Origin of the sequence: Flagellimonas chongwuensis (assembly GCF_013376415.1) — a bacterium.
GTDB classification, from domain to species: Bacteria; Bacteroidota; Bacteroidia; order Flavobacteriales; family Flavobacteriaceae; genus Flagellimonas; species Flagellimonas chongwuensis.
The window spans coordinates 554,558-578,919 of the sequence record NZ_WYET01000004.1 but is presented as its reverse complement, the minus strand read 5'-3'; the positions used below and the strand labels follow the sequence as shown (position 1 = coordinate 578,919).

At 42.2% G+C, this 24,362-nt stretch carries 16 protein-coding genes and 1 pseudogene; 2 read left to right on the top strand and 15 right to left on the bottom strand.

Going from position 1 to position 24,362, the window contains the following annotated elements; translation table 11 throughout:
- The first annotated feature begins 98 nt into the window (after positions 1-98).
- Complete coding sequence (locus GUA46_RS09710) at positions 99-1,352, top strand: MFS transporter (RefSeq protein WP_176620323.1); 1,254 nt, start codon at positions 99-101, stop codon at positions 1,350-1,352.
- A 4-nt stretch (positions 1,353-1,356) separates the two neighbouring features.
- Here GUA46_RS09710 and GUA46_RS09705 read toward each other — a convergent pair whose 3' ends face one another.
- Genes GUA46_RS09705 through GUA46_RS09680 form a run of 6 tightly spaced genes read right to left on the bottom strand, consistent with a single transcriptional unit; the run spans position 1,357 to position 9,244 of the window.
- Positions 1,357-1,926 carry a YdeI/OmpD-associated family protein gene (locus tag GUA46_RS09705; protein WP_176620322.1) on the bottom strand — a complete coding sequence of 190 codons (570 nt, stop codon included), beginning with the start codon at positions 1,924-1,926 and terminating at the stop codon, positions 1,357-1,359.
- 1 nt (position 1,927) lies between these two features.
- Entirely contained in the window at positions 1,928-3,541 is a 1,614-nt protein-coding gene (locus tag GUA46_RS09700; protein WP_176620321.1) for a M1 family metallopeptidase, read from the bottom strand.
- An 11-nt stretch (positions 3,542-3,552) separates the two neighbouring features.
- The gene (locus GUA46_RS09695; protein WP_176620320.1) at positions 3,553-4,884 is read right to left on the bottom strand and encodes a M28 family metallopeptidase; all 1,332 of its coding nucleotides are present in this window, start codon (positions 4,882-4,884) and stop codon (positions 3,553-3,555) included.
- A gap of 1 nt (position 4,885) precedes the next feature.
- Complete coding sequence (locus GUA46_RS09690) at positions 4,886-5,503, bottom strand: TMEM175 family protein (RefSeq protein ID WP_176620319.1); 618 nt, start codon at positions 5,501-5,503, stop codon at positions 4,886-4,888.
- A 4-nt stretch (positions 5,504-5,507) separates the two neighbouring features.
- The gene (locus GUA46_RS09685; RefSeq protein ID WP_176620318.1) at positions 5,508-7,037 is read right to left on the bottom strand and encodes a nuclear transport factor 2 family protein; all 1,530 of its coding nucleotides are present in this window, start codon (positions 7,035-7,037) and stop codon (positions 5,508-5,510) included.
- Positions 7,034-9,244 carry a bifunctional alpha,alpha-trehalose-phosphate synthase (UDP-forming)/trehalose-phosphatase gene (locus GUA46_RS09680; protein WP_176620317.1) on the bottom strand — a complete coding sequence of 737 codons (2,211 nt, stop codon included), beginning with the start codon at positions 9,242-9,244 and terminating at the stop codon, positions 7,034-7,036. Before GUA46_RS09680 ends, GUA46_RS09685 begins: the two co-directional genes overlap by 4 nt.
- A 103-nt stretch (positions 9,245-9,347) precedes the next feature.
- Here GUA46_RS09680 and GUA46_RS09675 point away from each other — a divergent pair, with 103 nt between their 5' ends.
- A complete protein-coding gene (locus tag GUA46_RS09675) occupies positions 9,348-11,147 on the top strand; it encodes a glycoside hydrolase family 15 protein (RefSeq protein WP_176620316.1) in 1,800 nt (599 codons plus the stop codon).
- 172 nt (positions 11,148-11,319) lie between these two features.
- Here the strand turns inward: GUA46_RS09675 and GUA46_RS09670 are convergent, their stop codons facing one another.
- From GUA46_RS09670 to purL, 9 genes and pseudogenes are all read right to left on the bottom strand, one after another.
- Positions 11,320-13,125: an acyl-CoA dehydrogenase family protein gene (locus tag GUA46_RS09670; RefSeq protein WP_176620315.1), complete on the bottom strand. Its 1,806-nt coding sequence runs from the start codon at positions 13,123-13,125 to the stop codon at positions 11,320-11,322.
- 41 nt (positions 13,126-13,166) lie between these two features.
- Positions 13,167-13,520, bottom strand: a complete 354-nt coding sequence (locus GUA46_RS09665) for a four helix bundle protein (RefSeq protein WP_176620314.1) — start codon at positions 13,518-13,520, stop codon at positions 13,167-13,169.
- A gap of 37 nt (positions 13,521-13,557) precedes the next feature.
- Entirely contained in the window at positions 13,558-14,748 is a 1,191-nt protein-coding gene (locus tag GUA46_RS09660; RefSeq protein ID WP_176620313.1) for an acetyl-CoA C-acyltransferase, read from the bottom strand.
- 37 nt (positions 14,749-14,785) lie between these two features.
- A pseudogene (locus GUA46_RS09655) lies at positions 14,786-15,132 on the bottom strand (four helix bundle protein).
- A gap of 39 nt (positions 15,133-15,171) precedes the next feature.
- Positions 15,172-17,577 (bottom strand): 3-hydroxyacyl-CoA dehydrogenase/enoyl-CoA hydratase family protein, encoded by a 2,406-nt coding sequence (locus tag GUA46_RS09650; RefSeq protein ID WP_176620312.1) that lies wholly within the window; start codon positions 17,575-17,577, stop codon positions 15,172-15,174.
- Positions 17,578-17,592: 15 nt separating this feature from the next.
- Positions 17,593-18,042: a MarR family winged helix-turn-helix transcriptional regulator gene (locus tag GUA46_RS09645; protein ID WP_176620311.1), complete on the bottom strand. Its 450-nt coding sequence runs from the start codon at positions 18,040-18,042 to the stop codon at positions 17,593-17,595.
- A 122-nt stretch (positions 18,043-18,164) separates the two neighbouring features.
- A complete protein-coding gene (locus GUA46_RS09640; protein ID WP_176620310.1) occupies positions 18,165-19,934 on the bottom strand; it encodes an AMP-dependent synthetase/ligase in 1,770 nt (589 codons plus the stop codon).
- A 92-nt stretch (positions 19,935-20,026) separates the two neighbouring features.
- Complete coding sequence (locus GUA46_RS09635; protein ID WP_176620309.1) at positions 20,027-20,479, bottom strand: GNAT family N-acetyltransferase; 453 nt, start codon at positions 20,477-20,479, stop codon at positions 20,027-20,029.
- Between the two features lies 1 nt (position 20,480).
- Entirely contained in the window at positions 20,481-24,140 is a 3,660-nt protein-coding gene (purL, locus tag GUA46_RS09630) for a phosphoribosylformylglycinamidine synthase (protein WP_176620308.1), read from the bottom strand.
- Positions 24,141-24,362 lie beyond the last annotated feature (222 nt).

The window sequence follows — 24,362 nt, the reverse complement described above, 5'->3', positions numbered from 1 at the left end:
GGTTGGTTTATTATGATCCTTAAAGATACCGGATTTTTTATTTCCCATCCCTTTGGCTTTTTCCAATTTTTTTGGTGATTTTTAACCAAATACAAGTTTTGAAGGAAACAAAACCAAGCTGGCTCTATTTATTATTATTGATTCTTTCGGGTGAAGCCATCTTTATCCTTCCTTTTGTGCTGCCACGTGTTTTTAGGCCTACAGTTCTGGATGTTTTGGAGTTGGACAATGTGGAATTGGGACTTTGCTTTTCGGTTTACGGCCTAGTTGCAATGGTTTCTTACATTTTGGGCGGTCCATTGGCCGACAAGTATCAGCCTAGAAAATTGATAGCCATTGCTTTGTGGATGACCGCATTGGGCGGTTTTTTGTTTGCTCAATATCCTGATTTGTGGATGCTTCAGGTTTTATACGGTTGGTGGGGATTTACCACTATTTTTCTTTTTTGGGCACCGATGATCAAGGCAACAAGAATTTGGGGCGGTGCCGATTCGCAAGGAAAGGCTTTTGGGTTTTTGGATGGTGGCCGTGGACTAACGGGGGCACTGTTTAGCTTACTGGGTGTGGTCGTATTTTCGTTTTTTTTGTCCGAGTCTTTGGATATGGCGAGTCTGGATAGCCGTAAAGAAGCATTTACCTATGTTCTTTATTTATCATCCCTGATCATTATTCTGGTAGGTATTTTGGTCTGGTTTTTTATGAAAACGGACAAAAGAGGTGAGAAAGTGACCTTGGAGCGTATTTCTTGGAATGAAATCAAGCAGGTCTTACAATTGCCATCGGTCTGGCTTTTGATGGTAATCATCCTTTGTGGCTATGTAGGGTACAAAATCACGGACATTATTTCCCAATATGCCGAAGAGGTGATGCTTTATAACCAAGTGGATTCTGCCAAAGTGGGCACTTTACTGCAATTCCTTCGTCCGGCCACTGGTATTTTGGTTGGTTTAATAGCCGATAAACTGAAGATTACCTGGCTTCTGTTCATGAGTTTTGTATTAACCTTGATTGGAGGTGTATTGTTTGCCAGCGGAGTAATTGCACCTACTACAACGCTTTTGTTCTTTATGTCGGTTGTTGTGATAGCGGCAGGTGTATACGCTATAAGAGCTTTATACTTTGGTGTAATGCAGGTAGGAAAAATTCCGATGACGTTAACGGGAACTGCGGTGGGTCTTATTTCATTGATTGGATACACTCCTGATGTGTTCGCTGGACCAGCTTATGGTATGCTATTGGATGCGCATCCCGGAGAAGAACTGGGTCACCAACATGTTTTTTGGATGTTGAGTGCCTTTGCTTTTGTTGGCGGTTTGGCCGCATGGGTCTATCAGGGAAAATATGGTAGATGATTTTCTAATTCCTGTATTTGATGTTTTTTTCTGAAAAGTAGATGATTTCCTTTATTCTTTTATTTCGTGTTTCTTCTCGCTTGGCCTGATTGAGCCACATGAGGTAGCCTTTTCGTTGCCCTACGGTGAAATTCTGAAAGTTAGTGTGGGCATTGGGCTTCTTTTTAAATGCCTTTTGTAAATCCTCGGGAACCACACCATTTTCAACATCATCTAATTCGGTCCATGAACCATTTTCCTTGGCAATTTCTATCGCTGCAAGACCACTTTGGTGCATCAACCCGCTGGATTTTAACTCCTTAATGTAATCTTTGTTCACCTTGCTCCAAGTACTTTTTGGTTTTCTCGGACAGAAGTATTGTTTACGCTTACCATCTCCAAGACTTCGAACGGTACTATCTATCCAACCATAGCATAGGGCGACCTTAACGGCCTCCTCCCAACGCATACTTTGTTTATGGTGCTCCACCTTGTAAAAGATAAGATGGACACCAGTGTAGGAGCTATGGTTTTGATGAAGCCAATCGCGCCACTCACCATCATTTTTAAAATAATGCTCCGGGTGCTTCTCCAAATCAGATTTTTTTGGTCTCTATGTAAAAGTTTTTATCAAAAACCACTTGGGTTCCATCCAATTTTTCGGTTTTCCATTCACTATTGGGGAACAACCACTTTTCGGAACCATCAATAAATACCCGAACAGGCATGTCAAAGTCTTGCACTACATCTGTGTATCGGAATTTAATTGTGTCTCCTTCCAACGTATACTCCAAAGTGGGAATCATTGTTGTTCGGAGGTATTGATTAAAGAATGCGGATAAATCTTTACCCGTATGTTTGCTGAGGTAGTCCTCGATTTCTTTAGTGGTCACTGTTTTGTGATAGAAATCTTTGTTCAATCCTCTTAAGATTTGACGCCATTTATCATCATCCTCAACCAATTGGCGAAGTGTATGTAACATGTTCGCGCCTTTGTAGTACATATCGCCCGAACCGGATTTGTTGACCCCGTAGGGCCCGATAATTGGGCTATCGTTCTGAATATTGCTTCGTGTTCCTACAACATAAGCTTCGGATGCCTTTGTGCCAAAATGATAGTCCAGATACAGGTTTTCCGAGTATGCGGTAAATCCTTCATGAATCCACATATCGGCAATGTCCTTATAGGTGATGTTGTTGGCAAACCATTCGTGCCCCGCTTCGTGGATTATAATAAAATCGAATTGTAAACCCCAGCCAGTTCCGGACAGGTCCCTTCCCAAATATCCGTTTTCGAACTTGTTTCCGTAGGTAACGGAACTTTGGTGTTCCATGCCCAAATAGGGAACTTCCACGAGTTTAAAACCATCCTCATAAAAGGGGTAGGGGCCAAACCAATGCTCAAAGGCCTGGAGCATCATCGGAGTCTGCACGAACTGCTTTTTGGCCTTCTCTAAATTTTCGGGAAGCACATAATAATCCAATTTTAATGGACCTTTTTCACCTTCGAAAACTTCATCAAAATGGACATAGTTTCCAACATTTACATTTACACCGTAATTGTTGATGGGGTTTTTTACTACCCAATTGTAGGTTTTGAGCTCACCTATTTCCTCAACGCTTTCCAGTTGTCCGTTGGAAACATCCATTAGGTCTTTGGGAACGGTAACGCTTATGCGCATACTGTCCACTTCGTCGTACATATGGTCTTTGTTGGGCCACCAAACACTTGCTCCCAAACCTTGGCAGGATGTAGCTACAAAAGGATTGCCATTTTTATCCTGTTTCCAAGAAAAGCCACCGTCCCAAGGTGCACGTACGGCCTCCCGTGGTTGCCCCGAATATGTGATTTTAACTTCGTTGAATTCTCCCGGAACTTGTTTTTTCTTGAGTTTGATGAAATGTGCATTGCCCTCAGAAGTGAACTTCAATTTTTTTCCATCTTGCTCAATGGACTCAATCTTCATGGGTTTTTGAAGATCAATTTGAAGTGTTTTGGCTTCTTCCAAAACTTTATACCTTACCACGTTATAGCCCGAAATAAACTTCTTTGAAGGCTCGACTTTAACGTTGAGGTTGTAGTGATTCAAGTCCCACCATGCCCTTTCAGGTGTAATGCTGCCCCTCAGGGTATCTTGCCTTGTAAGTTCTTGGGCGTCAATGGAGCATACCCCGAGTATGAGGACTAAAAGAATTAAACCTTGTTTCATGGGTTGTTTTGTTATCTGAATACTTTATTTGGAAAAACTACCGGACTTTCGTGACCATCTTTACCTATGGCCGCAACGCCAAAAAAGAAATTATCTATTACAACACCATCTAAAGTGTGTTCGGTTACATTGCCCACATATTTGTAATTGTCCCATGTAGGGGAGGTGGTATCCCTCCAGTAGATTTTATAGCCAATGGCGCCTTCTACCTCGCTCCAGCGCAGTTTGGCACTAGGCTCTACAATACCTCCGATTTCTACGGTTTCCGGTGCAGGGGGAGCCCAAGCAATGGAAGCTAGGTTAATAGCATTTACCGCAGTAAGTTTTTTGGCGTACCCAAAGTTTACGTGCTCCAAGACATCGCCGTAGTCAATACCGTTTTCCTCTCGTATATCTTGATGTTGCTGTGTGTAGTTCTCATGAGCTTCCATAATTCGGATTCCCGCGTATCCAGCGTCGTTGAACGGTCTATGGTGACCGCCTCTCCCGAACCTATCCAGCCGATAGATCATCATGGGGTTCATTTCTGGCATATAGGTTTTAGTGGTTTTGTAAACATAGCGTGCCAGCTGACGTGAAATACCATCAACCTCTCCACCATAAAAACGTCTGGCCTTTCTTTGTTCTTCTGTTTCGGTTGGGGGCACAGGTTCGGAGAATATTCTAAAATCCCGGTTGCTCACAACACCATCGACGCCTGTAATATTGCCGATCATATCGTTATTTAGTATACCTACAATATTCCATTCTTTTTCCTTGGCATACTCGGCGAGGCCTTTTCCTCCGTAAAGTCCTTGTTCCTCACCGGAGAGGCCTACGAAAATGATGCTGCTCTCGAACTTATATTTTGATAATACTCTGGCGGCCTCAATAGTCCCGGCCATTCCACTGGCATTATCGTTGGCTCCGGGGGAATCCGATGTGTAATTGGTAGGGTCACTTACACGGGAATCAATATCGCCGCTCATGATTATAAAGCGATTGGGAAACTTGGTTCCGCGTTGGATAGCCACCACGTTCACAATCTCAACATCTTTTACGATTCGGGCATTGTCTCCTTTTTCGATTAGATTTTTTTGATAAAAGACCTCCAAACAATCTCCACAATTGGAAGAAATTTTATCAAACTCGGACTTGATCCATCTTCTTGCAGCACCAATCCCTCTAGTTTGGGAAACCGTATCGCTCAAGGTATGTCTGGTTCCAAAATTGACAAGGGTGGTAACATCAGATTCGATGCGTTCCGACGAAACCGCGTTGATAATGTCATAAATTCTGGTATCGGTCTGCGCATAAATTGTTGTAGTGAAAACCACAAATAGCAAGGGGAATATTTTTCTCATATTAAAAAGCGTTGGTTTTTTTCTGAAAGTATGAAGCGTGAAAATAACAAAAAGGGCCCAAAAGTACATACACAATACCCGGGAGACCGTAATATAATCCCAATTGGAGCTTTGCAATTACGATGGAAACTAGGGCAACAAGTACAAATAACCCAAAATGTCGAGCATAAAAAAGATGTGTCATGTTGCTGTTGTTGGCTTTTTTGTAGACTCTTAAATACATAAGTGCATAGCAGGCGAAAATGAGAAGGAATCCAAGACTGTACAGTTGGAACAACGAAGAAAATTCATCTGCAGTGATCTGTAGTGCTCCAGTCCATGAATTTATCAAAGATTTTATAGGAAAGATGTAGTAGAGTATTAAAAACAGAAGAATTGCATTGAGTGCGATAATCCAATTATCCATGTAACTGGTCCTTCTGAAAAAGTTATAGTGCACCGACCATAATCCTACCAAGGCAAAAAAACTGACACCAAAACTCAAGAATACCATCCAGTCCACTTGAAGTACGGAACTTTCGGCCTGAGTACCCACCGAAACCACCAGCAATGTAGCGGCAAAAGCAAAAACCCCATCGCTAAAGGCTTCAATTCTGCTTCTATTGTGGGGTAGCTTCATTGGATTATTGAATAAAGGTGACCTTGGTAATTTCTCCGTCAACTACTTCGTAAATGGCTATGGCTTTAAAAACACTTCCATTTACGGTTACGGACTCGTGGTCAATAACTTTGTTGCCAATCACAATTCTGTTAACTATCTCGCCTTTTAAGTCCGGTGTGTTCTCGAAGAAAGTTCCATACTGCTGTTTCAGCTTTGCAATGCCCTTCACATTGAGCTTTTTTGGAAATTGATATAGTTCTACATCTTGGGTATAGGTTCCGGCAAAGGCGTCGATATCTCTTTCGTTGTAGGCGCCCAATTGTTCTTGAACCACACTTTCAGCATCTGTTAATGGGCCATCTGGAAAAATAAAGGTCATTGATGTGACCAGTCCATTTTCTACTGTGTATATGGCGACTTGGCGACCCTCTCTTCCGTCTACTTTGGCAACCTCTTCATCTATAACTGTATTGCCCAGAACGATTCGGTTAACGACTTCTACGCTCGAGGATTTGACATTCTCAAAAAAACGTTCATAGTTTTCCCTCATTTTGCTTCTCCCTTGATACATTCTCTCGTTTGGAAAACGTTGTACCACGACACCTTCCGCAAAACAGGAGACAAAGGCATCGAGGTTTTGATTGTTAAAAGACTCCACTTGTTTTTGAATGATCTTTGATGGTGAATCCTCGGCGACAAATGCCAATCGTTTGCCGTTCGGGCTAATTGCAATTCGACTAATGTTATTGATTTCTTCCTGTGGGAACGCTATAACGGTCTCCCACGTGGCATTTTCCGAATCAATGTTCAAGGTTAAAAGCTGTTTACCTGCACCAGTTATAATGGTATTTTTATTCAACCAACAAATGTCTTCTTCTTTGTTGTAGGTGTTCGTTATTTTTTTTGATTCCCCAGAGATTGGGTCAAGGGATAAAATTTCCCAGGCATTATTGTTTCTTTTTCCAATAAAGCTCACCAAATCTGAACCGGGAATTTTGTGTAAAGACCTCCCTACGTTTTGATAAACCGTTTTTTGGGTGTTGTCTTCCAGATTGATAATCTTTAGGTCCATTCGGTTTTCAACCAGTACTGTAGCAACCAAAATATGCTTGTTGTACCAAACGTGATAACCAATTTTTAAATCGGTTATAGGGATAGACTCACGTGATTTAAAGTCGTATTGGTATAACCGTTGTAGCCCATCGACATCCAGGCGAATAGCAGAAATTGCGTTTTCTCCGGGAATACGCAGAGGTGAATATTCGCTCCCTGCGGTGGTGTAGGTAAGCCAAGAGGATGTACTTCCTTCGTCAACATTAAATCGAAGAATGTCTGTTTGGTCCTTTCTGGTTGAAGCGAACAAAACACTACCGTTGTCCCAAAAAGAAGGCTGATTGTCGTAACCTGGGTTATTGGAAATATTTTTAGGATTGGTCAATATAGGCTTTCCGTTATTCATAGAAAGGTCAAAAAGATAAACCTCTGTTTCGGTTTGTGACCATCCATGGGCGCATACCAGTAAAAAACAAATAGCGAAAAGCGTTCGTGTCATGGTTTTGTAAAACGTTTTAAAAGCTGCCTTACCTTTGCGGTGTTTTCCACATGGTATTTGGCTTGGGTTTTTTTAAGTCCGACCTTAACGGTAATTGCCGAATCGGGTAGTTCCTGGAACATAAATTCATCTGTCCAATCGTCACCAATGGCAAAAACAAAGTCGTAATCATCTTCACTTAACATACGAGTGGCAGCTCTACCTTTGTTCACGTTGCTGCTTTTTATTTCCATTACCTTGTTTCCGTTCAGCACACTAATATCGTCATTGCCAATTAAACTACGCAACACAGTATTTAATTCTGTTGCCCTTTTTTCACCAAAATCGGGGTCGGTATTTCTGTAATGCCAAGCCAGGGAGTAGTTTTTTTCTTCGATAAATGAACCGGGCGTCCTGTCCACAAAGGATTCAAGAACTGGCCGTATTTTATTCATCCATTCTCCTTTTACTTGCTCCAATAACTTAAAATCTTCCCCGTACCTGGAAATCCATACGCCGTGTTCCACAATCATATTGTATTTTTTTGGCAAGAACCAGCGCGTAAAGGTTTGTTTATCCCGTCCGCTGATCAAAAATACGGTTGTGTTCTCCTGTTGGTTCAACTGGTCCAATAGTCCATACAGTTCTTCATCGGGAGAGGCTTGCTGTGGATCTTTATGAAAACCGGCCAAGGTACCGTCATAATCCAAGAAGAGCAGTCTTTTTTTAGATTTAGTGTACTCTTTTTCAATGGACAAAAGGATTTCTGGTGACATTTTTTCAGAAATAAATGCCTTGCCCAGTTCCCTTTTTTCCTTTAATGACCTCATAAACTCATTGGCCCAGACTTCCACATTGTAACGTTCCAATCTTTTTTGTAAAAAGGTGTTTCTGGACACTTGCTCGTCCAGCGGCATATTAAATGCTCTTTTTAACGTGTCCGCTTGTTGCTCAAAATTGTTGGGATTAATTAGTAGCGCTTCGTTCATTTCATAAGCGGAGCCCGCCATTTCACTCAAGATGAGTACTCCGGACTTGTCGGTGCGTGTGGCGATATATTCTTTGGCCACCAAATTCATTCCATCTCTAAGTGGTGTAAGCCATGCAATATCACTAGAAGTGTAGAGATCAATCAAGCTTTCGAAAGGCAGGGAACGATAGAAATACCAAATTGGCGTCCAGTTTACCGTGGACAACTCTCCGTTGATGCGTCCGACCAGTTCATCAACCTCTCTTTTTAGCAATTGATATTGTGGTACATTGGAGCGGGAGGGGACTGCAAGAATAATCAATCGAACCTTTTCCTTGTATTCGGGATATTTCTGAAGGAAATACTCAAAGGCATTGATGCGCTTTGCAATTCCTTTACTATAATCCAAACGGTCTATGGACAGTATGAGTTTACTGCCAGGAGAGGAGGCTTTATGGTTATCCAAGCGAATCTGCAGGTCGCTACGCTCTTCAGTATTTTTTGAATCGTGCTTTAAAGCTGCGTCCCTAAATTTCTTATAATCGATCCCCATAGGGAAAGAATCCACTTTGATGACCCTGTTGTCCAAATAAATCTCATTGAAGCTCACATCCAATCCAATAAGTCTACGAACGGAACTTAAAAAATGTCTTTCGTAGTCGTAGGTGTGAAAGCCAATAAGGTCCGAACCCAGTAATCCTTCCAAGATTTCTTCACGCCAAGGCAAGGTTCGGAAAATTTCGAAAGATGGGAAGGGGATGTGCAAAAAGAAACCAATGGTGGTATTTGGACGTTTTTCCCGCACCATCTGAGGTACGAGCATCAATTGGTAGTCATGCACCCAAATGGTATCATCTTCATCGGAATTCTCGATGATGGCATCTGCAAATTTTTGGTTTACGGCCTTGTAGGTGTCCCAATAATTCAATTCAAACTCGGAATACTTCAAAAAATAATGAAACAAAGGCCAAATGGTTCGGTTGCTGAAACCGTAATAAAAACCGTCAATTTCTTCAGAATTAAGCTTTACTTTGGCACAGCCATGCTCCTTTAGGGCCTTGTCAATATCATCCTCTAAATCTTCGGGGGTATCTTCATCTGTTAATCCGGACCAACCTATCCATAAACTTTCACCTCCACTATGCACGGATTTCATCCCCGTGGCCAAACCTCCAACGCTTGGTATTGCATTGAGTGTTCCATTGCTAATTTGTAACTGAACAGGTAATCGATTTGAGATTATGATAGTTTTGCCCATAAAAGGATAAGTTTTGACGTGTTTTAATTTTTTGTTTCTTTAAAAATCGGGAAATTCGAGCGTAAAACCAATTCATTCTAACCCTTTTGAGAATTTTTGAGCTATGGATAATTTGAATTACGGAATTATAGGAAATTGTAGGAGTGCAGCATTGATTTCCAAAGAAGGTTCTATTGACTGGTGCTGTCTGCCACAATTTGACTCTACATCGATATTTGCCAAACTTTTGGATGAGCAAAAAGGGGGTAGTTTTGAGATACACCCTACTGGGGATTATACTATTGAACAGGAATATTATCCCAATACCGCTATCCTGATTACGCGATTTACGGAAGGAAACAATGTTTTTGAACTTCATGACTTTATGCCCCGTCACCATAAAATGAACGGAAAATATAAGGCACAGCCCGAGATTATCCGTTATATAAAATATATCTCCGGAACACCAAAATTTGCCGTGAAATATGACCCTAAATTGGAGTATGGACTTGGGGAGACCAAGCACTTTGCAAAGGAGGATTTTATAGCTAGCCTTACGCATAAATTAAAATATGATACGCTTTTTCTGTACACTTCTTTTGACAAGGAGGGAGTTCTTAAAGGTGAAGAAATTACTCTTAAAGAAGATGGCTATTTCTTGATAAGGTACAATGAAAAAATATTGAAACCCACGACCGAAAAGATGGGATTGGAACTGGAACGTACCAAGGTATATTGGTTGGATTGGTCTGCAAAGACCCCTGATTATCAAAAATTCAAAGATGAGATAATCCGGAGCGCCATTACTCTTAAAATGTTGACTTACGATAAAACCGGAGCTGTACTTGCAGCTGCGACCACATCACTTCCCGAAACTATTGGAGAGGTCAGGAACTGGGATTATCGCTTTTGCTGGATTAGAGATGCGTCCATGGTGATTAAGGTAGTCTCCGAGCTTGGACACAAGAATTCGGCCAAACGTTACCTCCAATTTATTATTGACTTAATGCCCGACAAGGATGAAAAACTCCAAATTATGTACGGCATCAACAAGGAAAAAACATTAACGGAAAAGACTTTGGATCACTTTGATGGTTATAAGGGGTCTAAGCCTGTCCGTGTAGGCAATGCGGCCTATAAACAACGTCAGAATGATATTTACGGTATCTTGATGGATGTCATTTATGAACAGTTGAAAAACTTCAGCAACGATATTGAAAATGTAGAAGAGCTTTGGAGCATTACAAAAGGTATTGTGTGGATTGTAGGGAAACACTGGGAAGAACCTGACAAAGGTATTTGGGAGTTCCGGGGTGAGGACAAGCATTTCACATTCTCCAAAGTATTGTGCTGGGTAGCTTTGGACCGAGCCATTAAAGTGGCCAACATGTTCGGTAAAACAAGGAAACTGGAGCGTTGGACTGCGCTTGAACAAAAAATCAAAGAAGATATCCACGAGAATGCATGGAACAGTGACATTAATGCATTTGTGCAGAGTTATGGCTCGCGTCATTTGGATGCATCAGTTTTATTAATGGAACCCTACGGATTTATTCATCCGCGAGATCCTAAGTATGTGAGCACAGTAAAGGCAATAGAAGAAGGTTTGAGCAACGATGGTCTTTTGTACCGTTATAAAAATGAGGATGATTTTGGTTTGCCATCGTCATCGTTCACCATTTGTACGTTTTGGTTTATCAATGCATTGTTTAAAATAGGTGAAGAAGAGAAGGCGTTGGAACAGTTTGAAAAATTATTGGGGTATAGTAATCATTTGGGTCTTTTCAGTGAAGACATCGATTTTAAAACCAAAAGATTGCTCGGGAACTTTCCACAAGCATATTCACATTTGGCACTCATTGAGTGCGCCATCAATTTTTCTACCAAGCAAAAGGACGAGCGGATTTTGGAATCCATCAAGTAAACTGGTTAAAAAATAATTGTCACCTCGAGCGCAGTCGAGAGGTCTTAAGGAAAACGCAAGTTTGGTTTTGGTCTCGCCGCGCTCGACCTGACATAGGTACAATAAATAAAAAAACGCCCCGATCGGGGCGTTTTCAAATCCAAGTGGGTTTTCATCCCAACACTTATTTGAATTAGTCAAAGGTATACCCGTTATCTGCGGCAACTTTGTCTGCAATTTGCGTTCTAAGTGCCACAACATTGGGTTGGTTCGTATACTTGGTAAAGCGTTTTAGTCCCATCAACATCATGCGTTGTTCATCGCCCTCGGCAAATGAAACAATGCCTTCCTTGGCTTTTTGTTGAATAATGTCCACCGCTCTGTACAAATACAATTTGGACATCGCAATCTGGGTTGCTTGTGCTTCTTCACCAAAGCGTTTCGCATTCTTTTCTGTTCTTAGGATGGCAGATTCGGCCATATAAATTTGAATCAAAATGTCAGAAGCGGCCATCAATAGCATCTGGTGCTTCTCCAAATCCGGTCCAAATTTTTGAACTGCGCTACCGGCCACCATCAAGAATACTTTTTTCAATCTTGCCAGCAAATCTTTTTCTTCAGCAAGCAACTCCGAAAAATCAGGAGTGTCGAAAGATGGTATTCCCATCAATTCCTCGCCCACAGCTGTTGCAGGGCCTAAAAGGTCAACATGGCCTTTCATGGCTTTCTTCACCAACATGCCTACGGAGAGCATGCGGTTTATTTCGTTCGTTCCCTCGTAAATTCTGGAAATACGAGCGTCTCTCCACGCAGATTCCATTGGGGTATCGGCGCTAAAGCCCATTCCTCCGAACACTTGAATACCCTCATCGGTGGTGTGCTGAACGTGTTCCGATACGGCCACCTTTAAAATAGAACATTCAATGGCATATTCCTCAACACCTTTCAATTCTGCTTCTTGGTGGGAATTGCCGCTTGCTTCACGAATGGCAATTCTGTCCTCGATATTTTTAGCGGCACGATAACACGCTGCTTCATCCACATAAGCATTGGTGGCCATGTCTGCGATTTTAGCTTTAATGGCTCCAAAATTCATGATTGGAGTCTTAAATTGAATACGCTCGTTGGCGTATTTCGTCGCTTCGTTGATTACACGGCGCTGTGCTTCCAAACAAGCGGCTGCCAATTTGATTCTACCCACATTTAGAGCATTCATAGCGATTTTGAACCCGTTTCCTCTTTCAGAAAGCATATTTTCAACAGGAACTTTAGTGTCGTTGAAGAACACCTGACGGGTAGAGGAGGAGTGGATGCCCAATTTCTTTTCTTCATCACCGAAACTGATACCGTTTTCTGGGTCATTTTCAACGATAAAGCCTGTGATGTTCTTATCGTCTTCTATTCGAGCAAAGACAATGAACATATTGCAGAATCCAGCGTTCGAAATCCACATCTTTTGCCCTGTGATGCTGTAATATTTACCATCATCGGAAAGTACAGCTTTTGTTTTGCCGGAATTGGCATCGGAACCTGCTCCTGGCTCAGTTAAGCAATATGCGCCAAACCATTCCCCTGTGGCTAGTTTAGGGACATATTTTTGCTTTTGCTCTTCGGTCCCGTACAAAGTAATGGGCATTGTGCCGATTCCCGTGTGTGCACCGAATGCCGTGCTAAATGAACCAGTGGCTCCGGAAATATAGTCGCACACCAACATGGTGGACACAAATCCCATTCCCATACCTCCATACGCTTCTGGTACTGCTACGCTCAATAAGCCAAGTTCGCCGGCCTTTCGCATACATTCCTCGGTGTACGCATAGTCTTTTTTCTCGAAACGTTCCCAATGCGCCCAAAGTTCCCGGTCTACGAATTCCTTGGTACTTTCGCGCATCATTTTTTGTTCTTCGTTGAGGTCCTCAAGGGTGAATACGTCCTCACATTTGGTCTCCTTGACCAAGAATTGACCTCCTCTCAGTATGTCTTTTTCTGTTGTTTCCATTTTTGATAATGATTAAAGAAGATAGAAAATAGACGAAAGACTTATTTTAATCCGTTTTGAAAACCCATGGTCATCTTTTGCCATTCTTCTATTTTATCCTCAAGCTTGTTTAAATTTTCAGTGTTGATATAGTTTCTATGTTTAGCTATTAAAAGTTGTGTGCCGAGTTCAAAGGAAGACCCTAAAGCAACATCAATAAAATATTTGAAGGATTTATCTGTTCTCGAAGAACCTTCGGCAATATTGCTCGGCATTGAAACCGAACATCTGCTTATTTGAGAACTTAAATCGTATCGCTCATGATTGGGAAAGTTGAGCAGCAAATCAGAAATTTCATTTGCTATTTCCAATCCGAGTGACCAAATCTTCAAATTTTTATAATTATGCCTTTTCATCAGTAGGTTTCTCTTTTCTCAAATCTCTTTTCGAATATTAAGAAAGAAACTCAAATATACCTGCAGCACCTTGCCCAGTACCCACACACATGGTAACCATACCGTACTTGCCGGTCATGTCGCGCTTTCTCATTTCATCAAAAAGTTGGACGGACAATTTGGTCCCAGTACATCCCAATGGGTGGCCGAGTGCTATGGCTCCTCCATTCACGTTAACGATATCCTGATTCAATCCCAATTCCCGGATAACGGCCAAGGATTGCGATGCAAAGGCTTCGTTCAATTCAATAAGATCTATTTGGTCCTGTTTCATTCCAGCTTGCTTTAGGGCTTTTGGAATCGCTTTTACAGGTCCAATTCCCATAATTCTTGGTTCCACACCTACGGCGGCATAGTTTACCAGACGTGCAATGGGCTCCAGATTGAGTTCTTTCACCATATCCTCGCTCATTATCATGACAAACGCAGCGCCATCGCTCATTTGTGAAGAGTTACCTGCCGTTACGCTTCCACCTTCGGCAAAAACGGGTCTCAATTTGTTCAAAGTCGGGATGTTAGTTCCTTTTCTTGGACCTTCATCCTTGTTGACAGTATATGTTTTGGTCTCTTTTTTTCCAGCTTCGTTCACAAAAGTGTGTTCGACTTCAATGGGCACGATTTGATCTTGAAAACGACCTTCTTCCTGAGCTTTCAAAGCTTTCATGTGTGAATTGAAAGCAAATTCATCTTGATCCTCACGAGACACTTTGAATTGCTTGGCCACTGCTTCTGCCGTAAGTCCCATTCCCCAATAGTAATCTTCGTGACCTTCTTTGGCCGTAGCGTAATCAGGTGTCGGTTTGTAACCTCCCATTGGGATATAGCTCATGCTTTCGGCACCGCCTGCAATAATACAATCCGCCATTCCTGATTGTATTTTTGCTGTGGCAATTCCAATGGTTTCCAATCCTGAGGCGCAATACCGGTTCACCGTAACACCAGGAACGTCCTCGATGTTAAGACCCATTAAAGAGATGAGTCGTCCCATGTTAAGGCCTTGTTCGGCTTCTGGCATCGCATTACCCACAATAACGTCGTCGATACGTTTTTTGTCCAGTTGGGGAAGCTCTTTCATTAGATATTCTATGGTTTCTGCAGCCAGTTCGTCCGGACGCTTAAACCTGAACAGACCTTTGGGGGCTTTCCCTACGGCTGTTCTATATGCTTTTACTATATATGCTGTTTTCATTTAATAAGTATTGAGAATTGAGATGCTAGTATTGAGGTTAAAGCTTTTGTGCTAATGAATAAATCATTTTTTGTATTTCAATACAGTCATCTATAAGTGTTTGTACTTTCTGGTTTTCAGTCAAGTTTAATTCAATAATTAAAATCAATTGCGTTTGTAATTCGTATAGAGAACCGTTCGCAATGCCTAAAAAGTGCTTGAACTCTTTGTTTGAATTTCTTCCTGCCCCTTCGGCAATATTAGAAGGACCGAAACCGCACTTCTTTTAATTTGATTTATCAAACCAAATTTTTCGTCTTTTGGTAACTCAGGCATCAGTAGGTAAATGGACTTAGAAAGTTGAATCGACCTCTTCCAAATTTTTAAATCCTCTACCTTGTGCATATCTGATTACTCAATTCTAGTATCTCACTACTATCGCAACTAGTTACGAAGTGGTTTCCCTGTTTTCAACATGTGCTGTATGCGCTCCAATGTCTTTTTCTCCGTACAGAGCGACAAGAAGGCCTCTCTTTCCAGGTCTAATAGATATTGCTCACTGACAAGCGTTGCTTCAGAAAGGTCGCCACCTGCCATTACATAGGCCAATTTATCGGCAATCTTTTTGTCGTGTTCCGAAATGTAATGTCCAGCTTCCATAGAGTCCGTTCCTACCAAGAACATACCCAAGGCTTGTTTTCCGAGCACCTTCACATCTTTGCGTTTCACAGGTTTGGTATAGCCAGCATCAGCCATTAGTTTGGCGTGGGCTTTCGCTGTTGCTATTTGACGGTCTTTGTTGACTACGACCACATCTTTTCCTTTTTGAAGGATGCCCAAATCAAAGGCCTCATAAGCCGAAGTCGATACTTTTGCCATTCCGATGGTGAGGAAGTACTCTTGAAGCACGTTGAGCTCCACATCGTTTTTTCTAAAAGTATCGGAGGCTCGAAGTGCCATTTCCTTGGAACCACCTCCACCAGGAATTACACCTACGCCGAATTCCACCAAACCGATGTAGGTTTCAGCCGCAGCCACCACTTTATCAGCATGTAGCGAAAGTTCACATCCACCGCCCAGACACATGCCATGTGGGGCTGAGACAGTAGGAATTGACGAGTATCGCATCCGCATCATGGTGTCTTGGAACATTTTGATGGCCATGTTGAGCTCATCATATTCTTGTTCCACAGCCATCATAAAAATCATACCGATGTTGGCACCTACTGAGAAATTGGCCGCTTGGTTACCAACAACCAATCCGGCAAAATCCTTTTCGGCAAGGTCAACGGCCTTGTTCAAACCGGCCAATACATCGCCGCCAATGGTGTTCATTTTGGATTGAAACTCACAGTTAAGGATTCCATCACCCAAATCTTCGATAACAACTCCGCTGTTTTTAAAGACTTCCTTGGTTTTTCTAATATTGTCCAAAATGATGAACGCATCCTGACCCGGAACTTTCTCCATGGCCTTTTTTGGAATGTCGTAGAAGTAGGTGTTCCCTTCTTTTACCGTGTAGAAGGAATTGATTCCGGATTCTTTCATTTCAGACACCCATGGGGCGGCCTCCAGACCTTCAGCTTTTATGAATTCAAGACCTTTGTCGAGTCCTATTGCATCCCAAATTTGAAATGGTCCATGTTCCCAACCGAAGCCTGCCTTCATGGCATCATCAATTTTGTATAGTTCATCCGTGATTTCTGGAATACGGTGGGTTACGTAGGCGAAAAGTGCTCCAAAGCTCTTTCGGTAGAATTCACCTGCTTTGTCTTTTCCGTTTACCAAAACAGGGAAACGGTCAATGACCTTATCAATGGTCTTGGTAAGCTCCAAAGTGGCAAATTTCGCACTCTTTTTGGAACGATAATCCATAGTGTCCAAATCCAAGGTTAGGATTTCGCTCTTGCCATCGTCCCCTTTCACTTTTTTATAGAAACCTTGTCCGGTTTTGCTCCCCAACCATTTATTGTCCATCATGGTTTTGATAAAATCCGGCAGTTGGAAAAGTTCGTGACGTTCATCGTCCTTACAGTTTTCACTGATGCCATTGGCAACGTGAACCAAAGTGTCGAGTCCTACGACATCCACGGTTCGGAAAGTGGCGGATTTCGGTCTTCCGATAACTGGGCCGGTCAATTTATCCACTTCTTCCACGGTCATGCCCATTTCCTTAACGGCATGAAACAGGCTTTGAATACTGAATATTCCGATTCTGTTCCCGATAAATGCGGGAGTGTCCTTGGCGACCACAGAGGTCTTGCCCAAGTATTGTTCCCCATATCCATTAAGAAACTCAAGAACCTCAGGAGAGGTTTTTGGTCCGGGTATGATTTCGAATAGCTTTAAATAGCGCGCTGGGTTAAAAAAGTGCGTGCCACAAAAATGTTTTTGGAAATCGTCACTTCTACCTTCGCTCATAAATCGGATTGGAATTCCGGAAGTGTTAGAAGTAATGAGGGTGCCCGGTGTACGGTGTTTGTCCAGATTTTCGAATACCTGTTTTTTGATATCCAAACGTTCCACGACCACCTCGATGATCCAGTCTACATTGGCCACTTTGGAAATATCGTCCTCAAGATTGCCCGTTGTAATGCGATCAGCGAATTTTTTGTGGTAAATAGGAGAGGGTTTGGATTTAAGTGCAGCAGCCAGCGAATCGTTCACAATGCGGTTTCGAACCACTTTGTCCTGTAAGGTCAGCCCAGAAGCTTTTTCCTTATCGTTCAGTTCACGGGGAACTATATCCAATAATAGAACCTCAACTCCGATATTTGCAAAATGGCAGGCAATGCCACTTCCCATAATTCCGGAACCGATTACGGCAACTTTGTTTATATGCCTTTTCATGTGCGGGTTTGTAATTTAATTATTAGTTGTTTTTGTATAGATTTTTTTATCAGTAATAAGCTTATTGATGATGTCGATTATCTTAAAGAAACCCACCAAATCGTCTTGAGTGGTGTTCTCTTTGACTACTTCATTGAAACGCAGTACCACTGCTTTGGATTCTTCCCTTTTTTCCAGACCAAGTGGGGTCAAAAAGATTAGCACGCCTCTGCCATCCTTGGGGTTGCGCTTACGCTCTATGTATCCTCTTTCTTCAATATTCTTTAATATTCTGGACAAACTTGTTGCTTCCATTCCCATTTTAGGTCCCAAAGTGGTACTTGGTGTACCTCCTTTTGGGGCAATGCTCAATAAGGTAAATCCAATGGCCATTGTAAGCCCGTAGTTTTTTGCTTCCTCATTGTACATTTTGCTAACAGCTTGCCAGGTTGCCCTCAGGGCGTGATCAATGGTCAAATCTTTCATAGAACTTGTTTGGTATTCTCAAATATATAAAAATTTATTATGCATGCATAATAAATTTAGATTAATTAATTGCAAAAAAAAACCTGCAAGTAGCAGGCTTTTTAAAATTTACAATCTGTTGATTAATGCTCATAAATATCATTGTACAAATCAATGTACATTTCCTTAACGGGTTTGCGTTTTAGTTTCATGGTAGGGGTAAGGTGGCCTTCTTCTACACCCCACACATCTGGTGTTAACCTAAATTGTTTTACTTTTTCCCACTTGGCAAATTCTTGGTTGGCCCAATCCACTTCTTCCTGCATACGTGCGATTACCTTCTCGTTTTTGACCAATTCTTCATTGGAACCCAATTCAATATTATGTCGCTTGGCCCATTCCTTAACAAATTCGAAGTTGGGCTGGATAAGTGCAGCAGGCATTTTTTCACCTTCACCTATAACCATAATTTGTTCAATGAACCTTGATTGTTTAAAACGGTTTTCCAATAATTGCGGAGCCACATATTTTCCGCCGGAGGTCTTGAACATTTCTTTTTTACGATCGGTAATGCGCAAAAAGCCCTCTGCATCAATCTCACCAATATCTCCCGTATGGAAATAGGCGCCCGTCATCACTTCTGCAGTTTTCTCTGGGTTTTTGTAGTAGCCCATCATCACATTTGGACCTTTACAAAGAATCTCACCGTCTTCTGCAATTTTCACTTCGACATCATCAATCATTTTGCCTACAGTGCCGATTTTCCAACCTTTATTGCGTTGGTCGTTCACTGCGATCACGGGTGATGTCTCCGTAAGTCCGTACCCTTCCATCACAGGCATTTCAGCAGCGGCAAAAACTCTGGCAAGTCTGGGTTGCAAGGCTGCACTACCGGATACCATTACGGACAGGTTTCCGCCCAATCCTTCTCTCCATTTACTGAAAATCAATTTTCTGGCTATGCCAAGTTTGGTCTCGTACCACCAGCCGTTGGCCCCGTAAGGTTCAAATTTGAGTCCTACTTCCACGGCCCAGAAAAACAATTTCTTTTTAATACCGGAAAGCAATGCTCCTTTGGCAATAATGGCATCGTATACCTTTTCTAACAGTCGTGGAACCACGGTCATTACCGTAGGTTTCACTTCTTTCACGTTGTCGCTTATCTTGTCCAACCCTTCCGCAAAATGGATTTGAACGCCGCAATATTGGTACAAATACAATATCATGCGTTCAAAAATATGGCAGACGGGCAAAAAGCTCAATGCTACTCCATCTGTATCAAAGGGAACCCTTACTTTACTGGATACCACGTTGGAAACAATGTTGTTATGGGAGAGCATAACTCCTTTGGGACGACCAGTAGTACCCGAAGTGTAAATCAAGGTAGCTAGGTCATCCGGTTTTACACTTTTTTTAATTTCTTCGACCTGATCTTGGTTGGACGCATCAGCACCCAATTCTAATATTTCCGACCAGTTTTTACAGTTGTTGAGCTGGTCAAAAGAGTAGACATCTTTCAGGTTTTCCACTTTTGATTGTATTGCCTGGACTTTCTCCAGAACTTCATCACAGGAAACAAAACATAGTTTTGCCTCGGAGTGGTTCAGAATATATTCATAGTCTTCTTCCGCAATGGTCGGATAAATGGGTACATTCTGGGCTCCGACCTGTAGAATTCCTATATCAACTACGTTCCATTCGGTGCGATTCGTCATAGAGATTACCGCAATTTTGTCATTTGGCTTCACACCCATCCGAAGCAATGCTCTACTTATAGCATTGGCTTTGTCAATATACTCTTGGGTAGATGTGGCAATCCAAGTACCGTCACTTTTGGTGACCAATGATTTTTCTAAGGGGTATTTTTCAAGTTGATAGTATGGGAAATCAAATAATCGGGTAACAGTTTGCATAGTAAGTTATGTGTATAGCGAATGCAAATTAGGGAAAGAGAACCGTATTTTAAAACGAGTTATTCAAAAAAAAGCATAATTCTTTGGTAATTTTATTGAATATGCAATTTCATACCCTCGTGTGAATCTTGAAAACCTAGTGCTTTGTAAAACTTGAGGGCATCAGGTCTTTTTTTGTCGGTGGTCAATTGTACCACATGCGCACCTTTTTCTTTTGAACGTTCTATGGCCCACAGGAACAACTCTTTTCCAATGCCTTCGCCCCGATAATCTTCATGAACCCGTACAGCTTCAATTTGAGCGCGAATACCGCCTTGATAGGTGAGATATTGAATAAAACTAAGTTGAAGTGTTCCGATTACAAGTCCGGTATCCTCCATAACCACCAGTTCTTGATTTGGGTCCCCTTCAATATTATCAAATGCATCGTAGTATTTTTCCGGAAGCGGATTTTGAAAATCTTCCCGAAGTTTGCCCAATTCATCATTGGCAAGCATTTCCACGATAAGAGGTACATCTTCTATTTTAGCTTGCCTTATGATCATATTATTTGTTTTCCAACCAAACTCTTGCGTTCACAAAGGCTTGCAACCAAGGTGATACCGCATCTGTTCTATCCTTTGGATAGTGTGCCCAGTTCCAAGGGAATGTAGAGCGCTCAATGTGCGGCATGGTCACCAAATGCCTTCCCGTTTTGTCGCAGAGCATAGCTGTATTGTAATCACTTCCGTTTGGATTTGCAGGATAGCCTTCGTAGCCGTATTTGGCCACGATGTCGTATTGATTCTCAGCGTGAGGCAAACTGAACTTTCCTTCACCATGACTGATCCAAACACCCAATGTGCTGCCTGCTAGATTAGAAAGCATTACCGAGTTGTTTTCTTGAACTTTAACCGAGGTAAAATTACTTTCGTGTTTATGCGAGTCGTTATAGGTCATTCTGCCATGTGTTCCGTGTTCCGGGTTAATAAGGTCCAATTCCATGAACAACTGGCAACCGTTACAAATACCTACGGATAACGTATCAGGTCTGGCAAAGAAATCTTTTAGGGCCTTATTGGCCTTTTCGTTGTATTTAAAGGCGCCGGCCCAACCTTTGGCACTTCCCAAAACATCGGAGTTGGAGAATCCACCAACGGCACCGATAAATTGGATATCTTCCAAGGTTTCTCTTCCTGAGATGAGGTCTGTCATGTGAACGTCCTTCACATCAAAGCCGGCTAGGTACATAGCATTTGCCATTTCACGTTCCGAGTTGCTTCCTTTCTCCCGTAGGATGGCCGCTTTGGGTCTGTTTACTTTTGGGGTTTCTGGCAGAGCACCACTGAATTCTGATGGAAAACTGTATTCTAACGGCTGCTCTTTATAATTATCGTAACGGTCCTTGGCCAAACCATTGGCGGTCTGTTTGTTGTCCAACAAATAAGACGTTTTGAACCAAGTGTCTCGCAATGTGGCAATATTCAAGCCTATTTCAATGCCTTTATTTTTGATTTTCAATGTGCTTTCTGATGATGGAATACCGATTTTAGCAAATTCAACACCCGCAGATTTCAATTCATTTTCCACTGAATCATCTTTGGCTTGGAAAACAACACCTATATTTTCAGAGAACAATAGTTTGATGATATCCTGTTCGCCGATGTCGGACAAATCCAAATTGGCACCCAAATCATTATCAGCAAAGCAAAGCTCCAAGAGTGTAGTAATCAAACCTCCTGAAGCTACATCGTGACCAGCTAAAATTTGACCATCCTTGATTAAATTCTGTAAAGTATTGAAAGCAGTCTTTAAATAACCTGCATCCAATACAGAAGGAGCTTCATCACCAATACCGTTTAATATCTGTGCAAAGGAAGAGCCTCCCAATTTGTGATTGTCTTTAGATAAGTTGATGTAATAGATATCCCCACCACCTTTCTGTAAAACAGGCTCAACTACTTGGTTGATGTCGCTACAATTACCCGCGGCAGAAATAATCACCGTGCCGGGAGATAATACATCACCGTCCTTATATTTTTGTTTCATGGAAAGTGAATCCTTTCCGGTAGGCACATTAATGCCCAAATCAATTACAAACTCCGATAAAGACTCAACTGCCGAGTACAAACGGGCATCTTCCCCTTCGTTTCTACAGGGCCACATCCAGTTCGCTGATAGGGAAACAGACTTTAATCCGTCTTTCAAAGGTGCCCAAACAATATTGGTCAAAGATTCTGCAACACTATTTCGGCTTCCTGCGACAGGGTCAATCAAAGCTGAGACAGGGGAGTGCCCTATACTGGTGGCTAGACCTTCCTTGCCTTTAAAGTCGAGGGCCATCACACCACAGTTGTTTAAAGGTAACTGCAGTGGTCCTGCACATTGTTGCTTGGCTACGCGCCCTCCCACACAACGGTCCACTTTGTTGGTCAACCAATCTTTGCTGGCTACGGCCTCTAACTGAAGTACTTGCTCCAAATAATCGTGGAAGTGTTCCAAAGAATAGGAGAGTGCCGGATATTTTTGCTGTGCCGTTTTATCGGCCATTATGGTTTTTGGGGAGCTTCCGAACATATCGGAAAGTTCCAAGTTCATCGGAGTTTCACCGGTTTTACCTGAAGTGAATTTAAAAGTATGGTCACCGGTCACCTCGCCCACATTGTACATAGGCGCACGCTCACGGGCCGAGATTCGGTCCAATAGGTTCAAATCTTTTTCACCGATTACCAGTCCCATTCGTTCCTGGGATTCGTTCCCAATCAATTCTTTTTTTGACAGTGTTGGGTCACCAACGGGCAATTTATCTGTATCGATGGTTCCTCCTGTTTCTTCTACCAATTCCGACAGACAGTTCAAGTGTCCACCAGCACCGTGATCGTGAATGGAAACAATAGGGTTATCATGACTTTCAAACAATCCACGAACGGCATTTGAAGCTCTTTTTTGCATTTCGGGGTTGGAACGTTGCACCGCATTCAACTCAATGGCAGAGCTAAACTCCCCAGTATCCGCACTGGATACAGCAGCTCCTCCCATACCAATACGGTAGTTATCACCACCAAGAACAACTATTCTGTCCCCCTTGCTCGGCGTATCCTTTAGTGCCTGGTCAGTTTTACCATACCCGATACCCCCGGCCATCATGATTACTTTATCGAATCCTAATTTACGTGCTTCTTCTTGATGCTCAAACGTCAAAACAGAACCAGCGATCAAGGGTTGTCCGAATTTGTTCCCGAAGTCGGATGCGCCATTGGATGCTTTAATGAGAATGTCCATTGGGGTTTGGTACAACCAATCCCTTTCTTTCATTCCCTTTTCCCATGGACGATTTTCCTCCAAACGGGAGTAGGAAGTCATGTAAACCGCAGTTCCTGCCAAAGGCAGGGACCCTTTTCCTCCTGCTAAACGATCACGAATCTCTCCTCCTGAACCAGTGGCAGCTCCATTGAAAGGTTCCACAGTTGTTGGGAAGTTATGGGTTTCCGCTTTTAAGGATAGCACAGAATCAAATTCTTTTTCTTCGTAGAAATCAGGTTTGTCCGCACTTTTGGGTGCAAACTGTATTGCTTTTGGACCTTTGATGAAGGCCACATTATCTTTATAAGCCGAAACAATATCGTTTGGATGCGCTTCGGAGGTTTTTTTGATCAATTTGAATAGGGAAGAGGGCTTTTCTTCTCCATCAATCACAAAAGTTCCATTGAAAATTTTGTGCCTGCAGTGCTCAGAATTTACCTGACTGAACCCGAAGACTTCGGAATCCGTCAACTTGCGCCCCAATTTGGTGGCAAGTCCTTCGAGATAAGCAACCTCTTCTTTACTCAATGCCAATCCTTCTTTTTCATTATAAGAACCAATATCATCGATTTCTTTAATGGATTCTGGAACAATGTCAATGGTGAAAATATCCTGTCCGAGTGATGTATATTTCTGGGAAAGCATGGGGTCAAAGTCGGTATAATCTTTTTCAACCGCATGAAACTCTTCAATCCGAACAATTCCTTCAACCCCCATATTCTGGGTAATTTCAGTGGCGTTCGTACTCCAAGGAGTAACCATTGCAGCCCGTGGCCCAACAAAAAAGGCGTCTAGGGACGCCGCTTCAATCTTAGGCTGGTTGCCAAACAACCAAGTCAGTTTATTAGTGTCTTCCTGAGTGATTTCCTGAGCGGTTTGGACGGCAAAAACCTTGGTAGCCTTGTCCCCAAAAAAATGGATCATACAATCTTTGAGTTGAACGGTTTAAGAAAGTGCAAAAATACGATTTTGTGCCGTAATTCATCCTACTGCAGAGCTGTTTTGTTAACTAACCTATGTTGATAGCTTATTTGGTTGAAAAAATCGGAAGTATATTTTTATCAAATCCCCAAAAGTGTGACTATAGCGTCTTTTACACTAAACTCATTGAGGTAGTTTTCCTTATATTAGAAGAATAATAGCTAA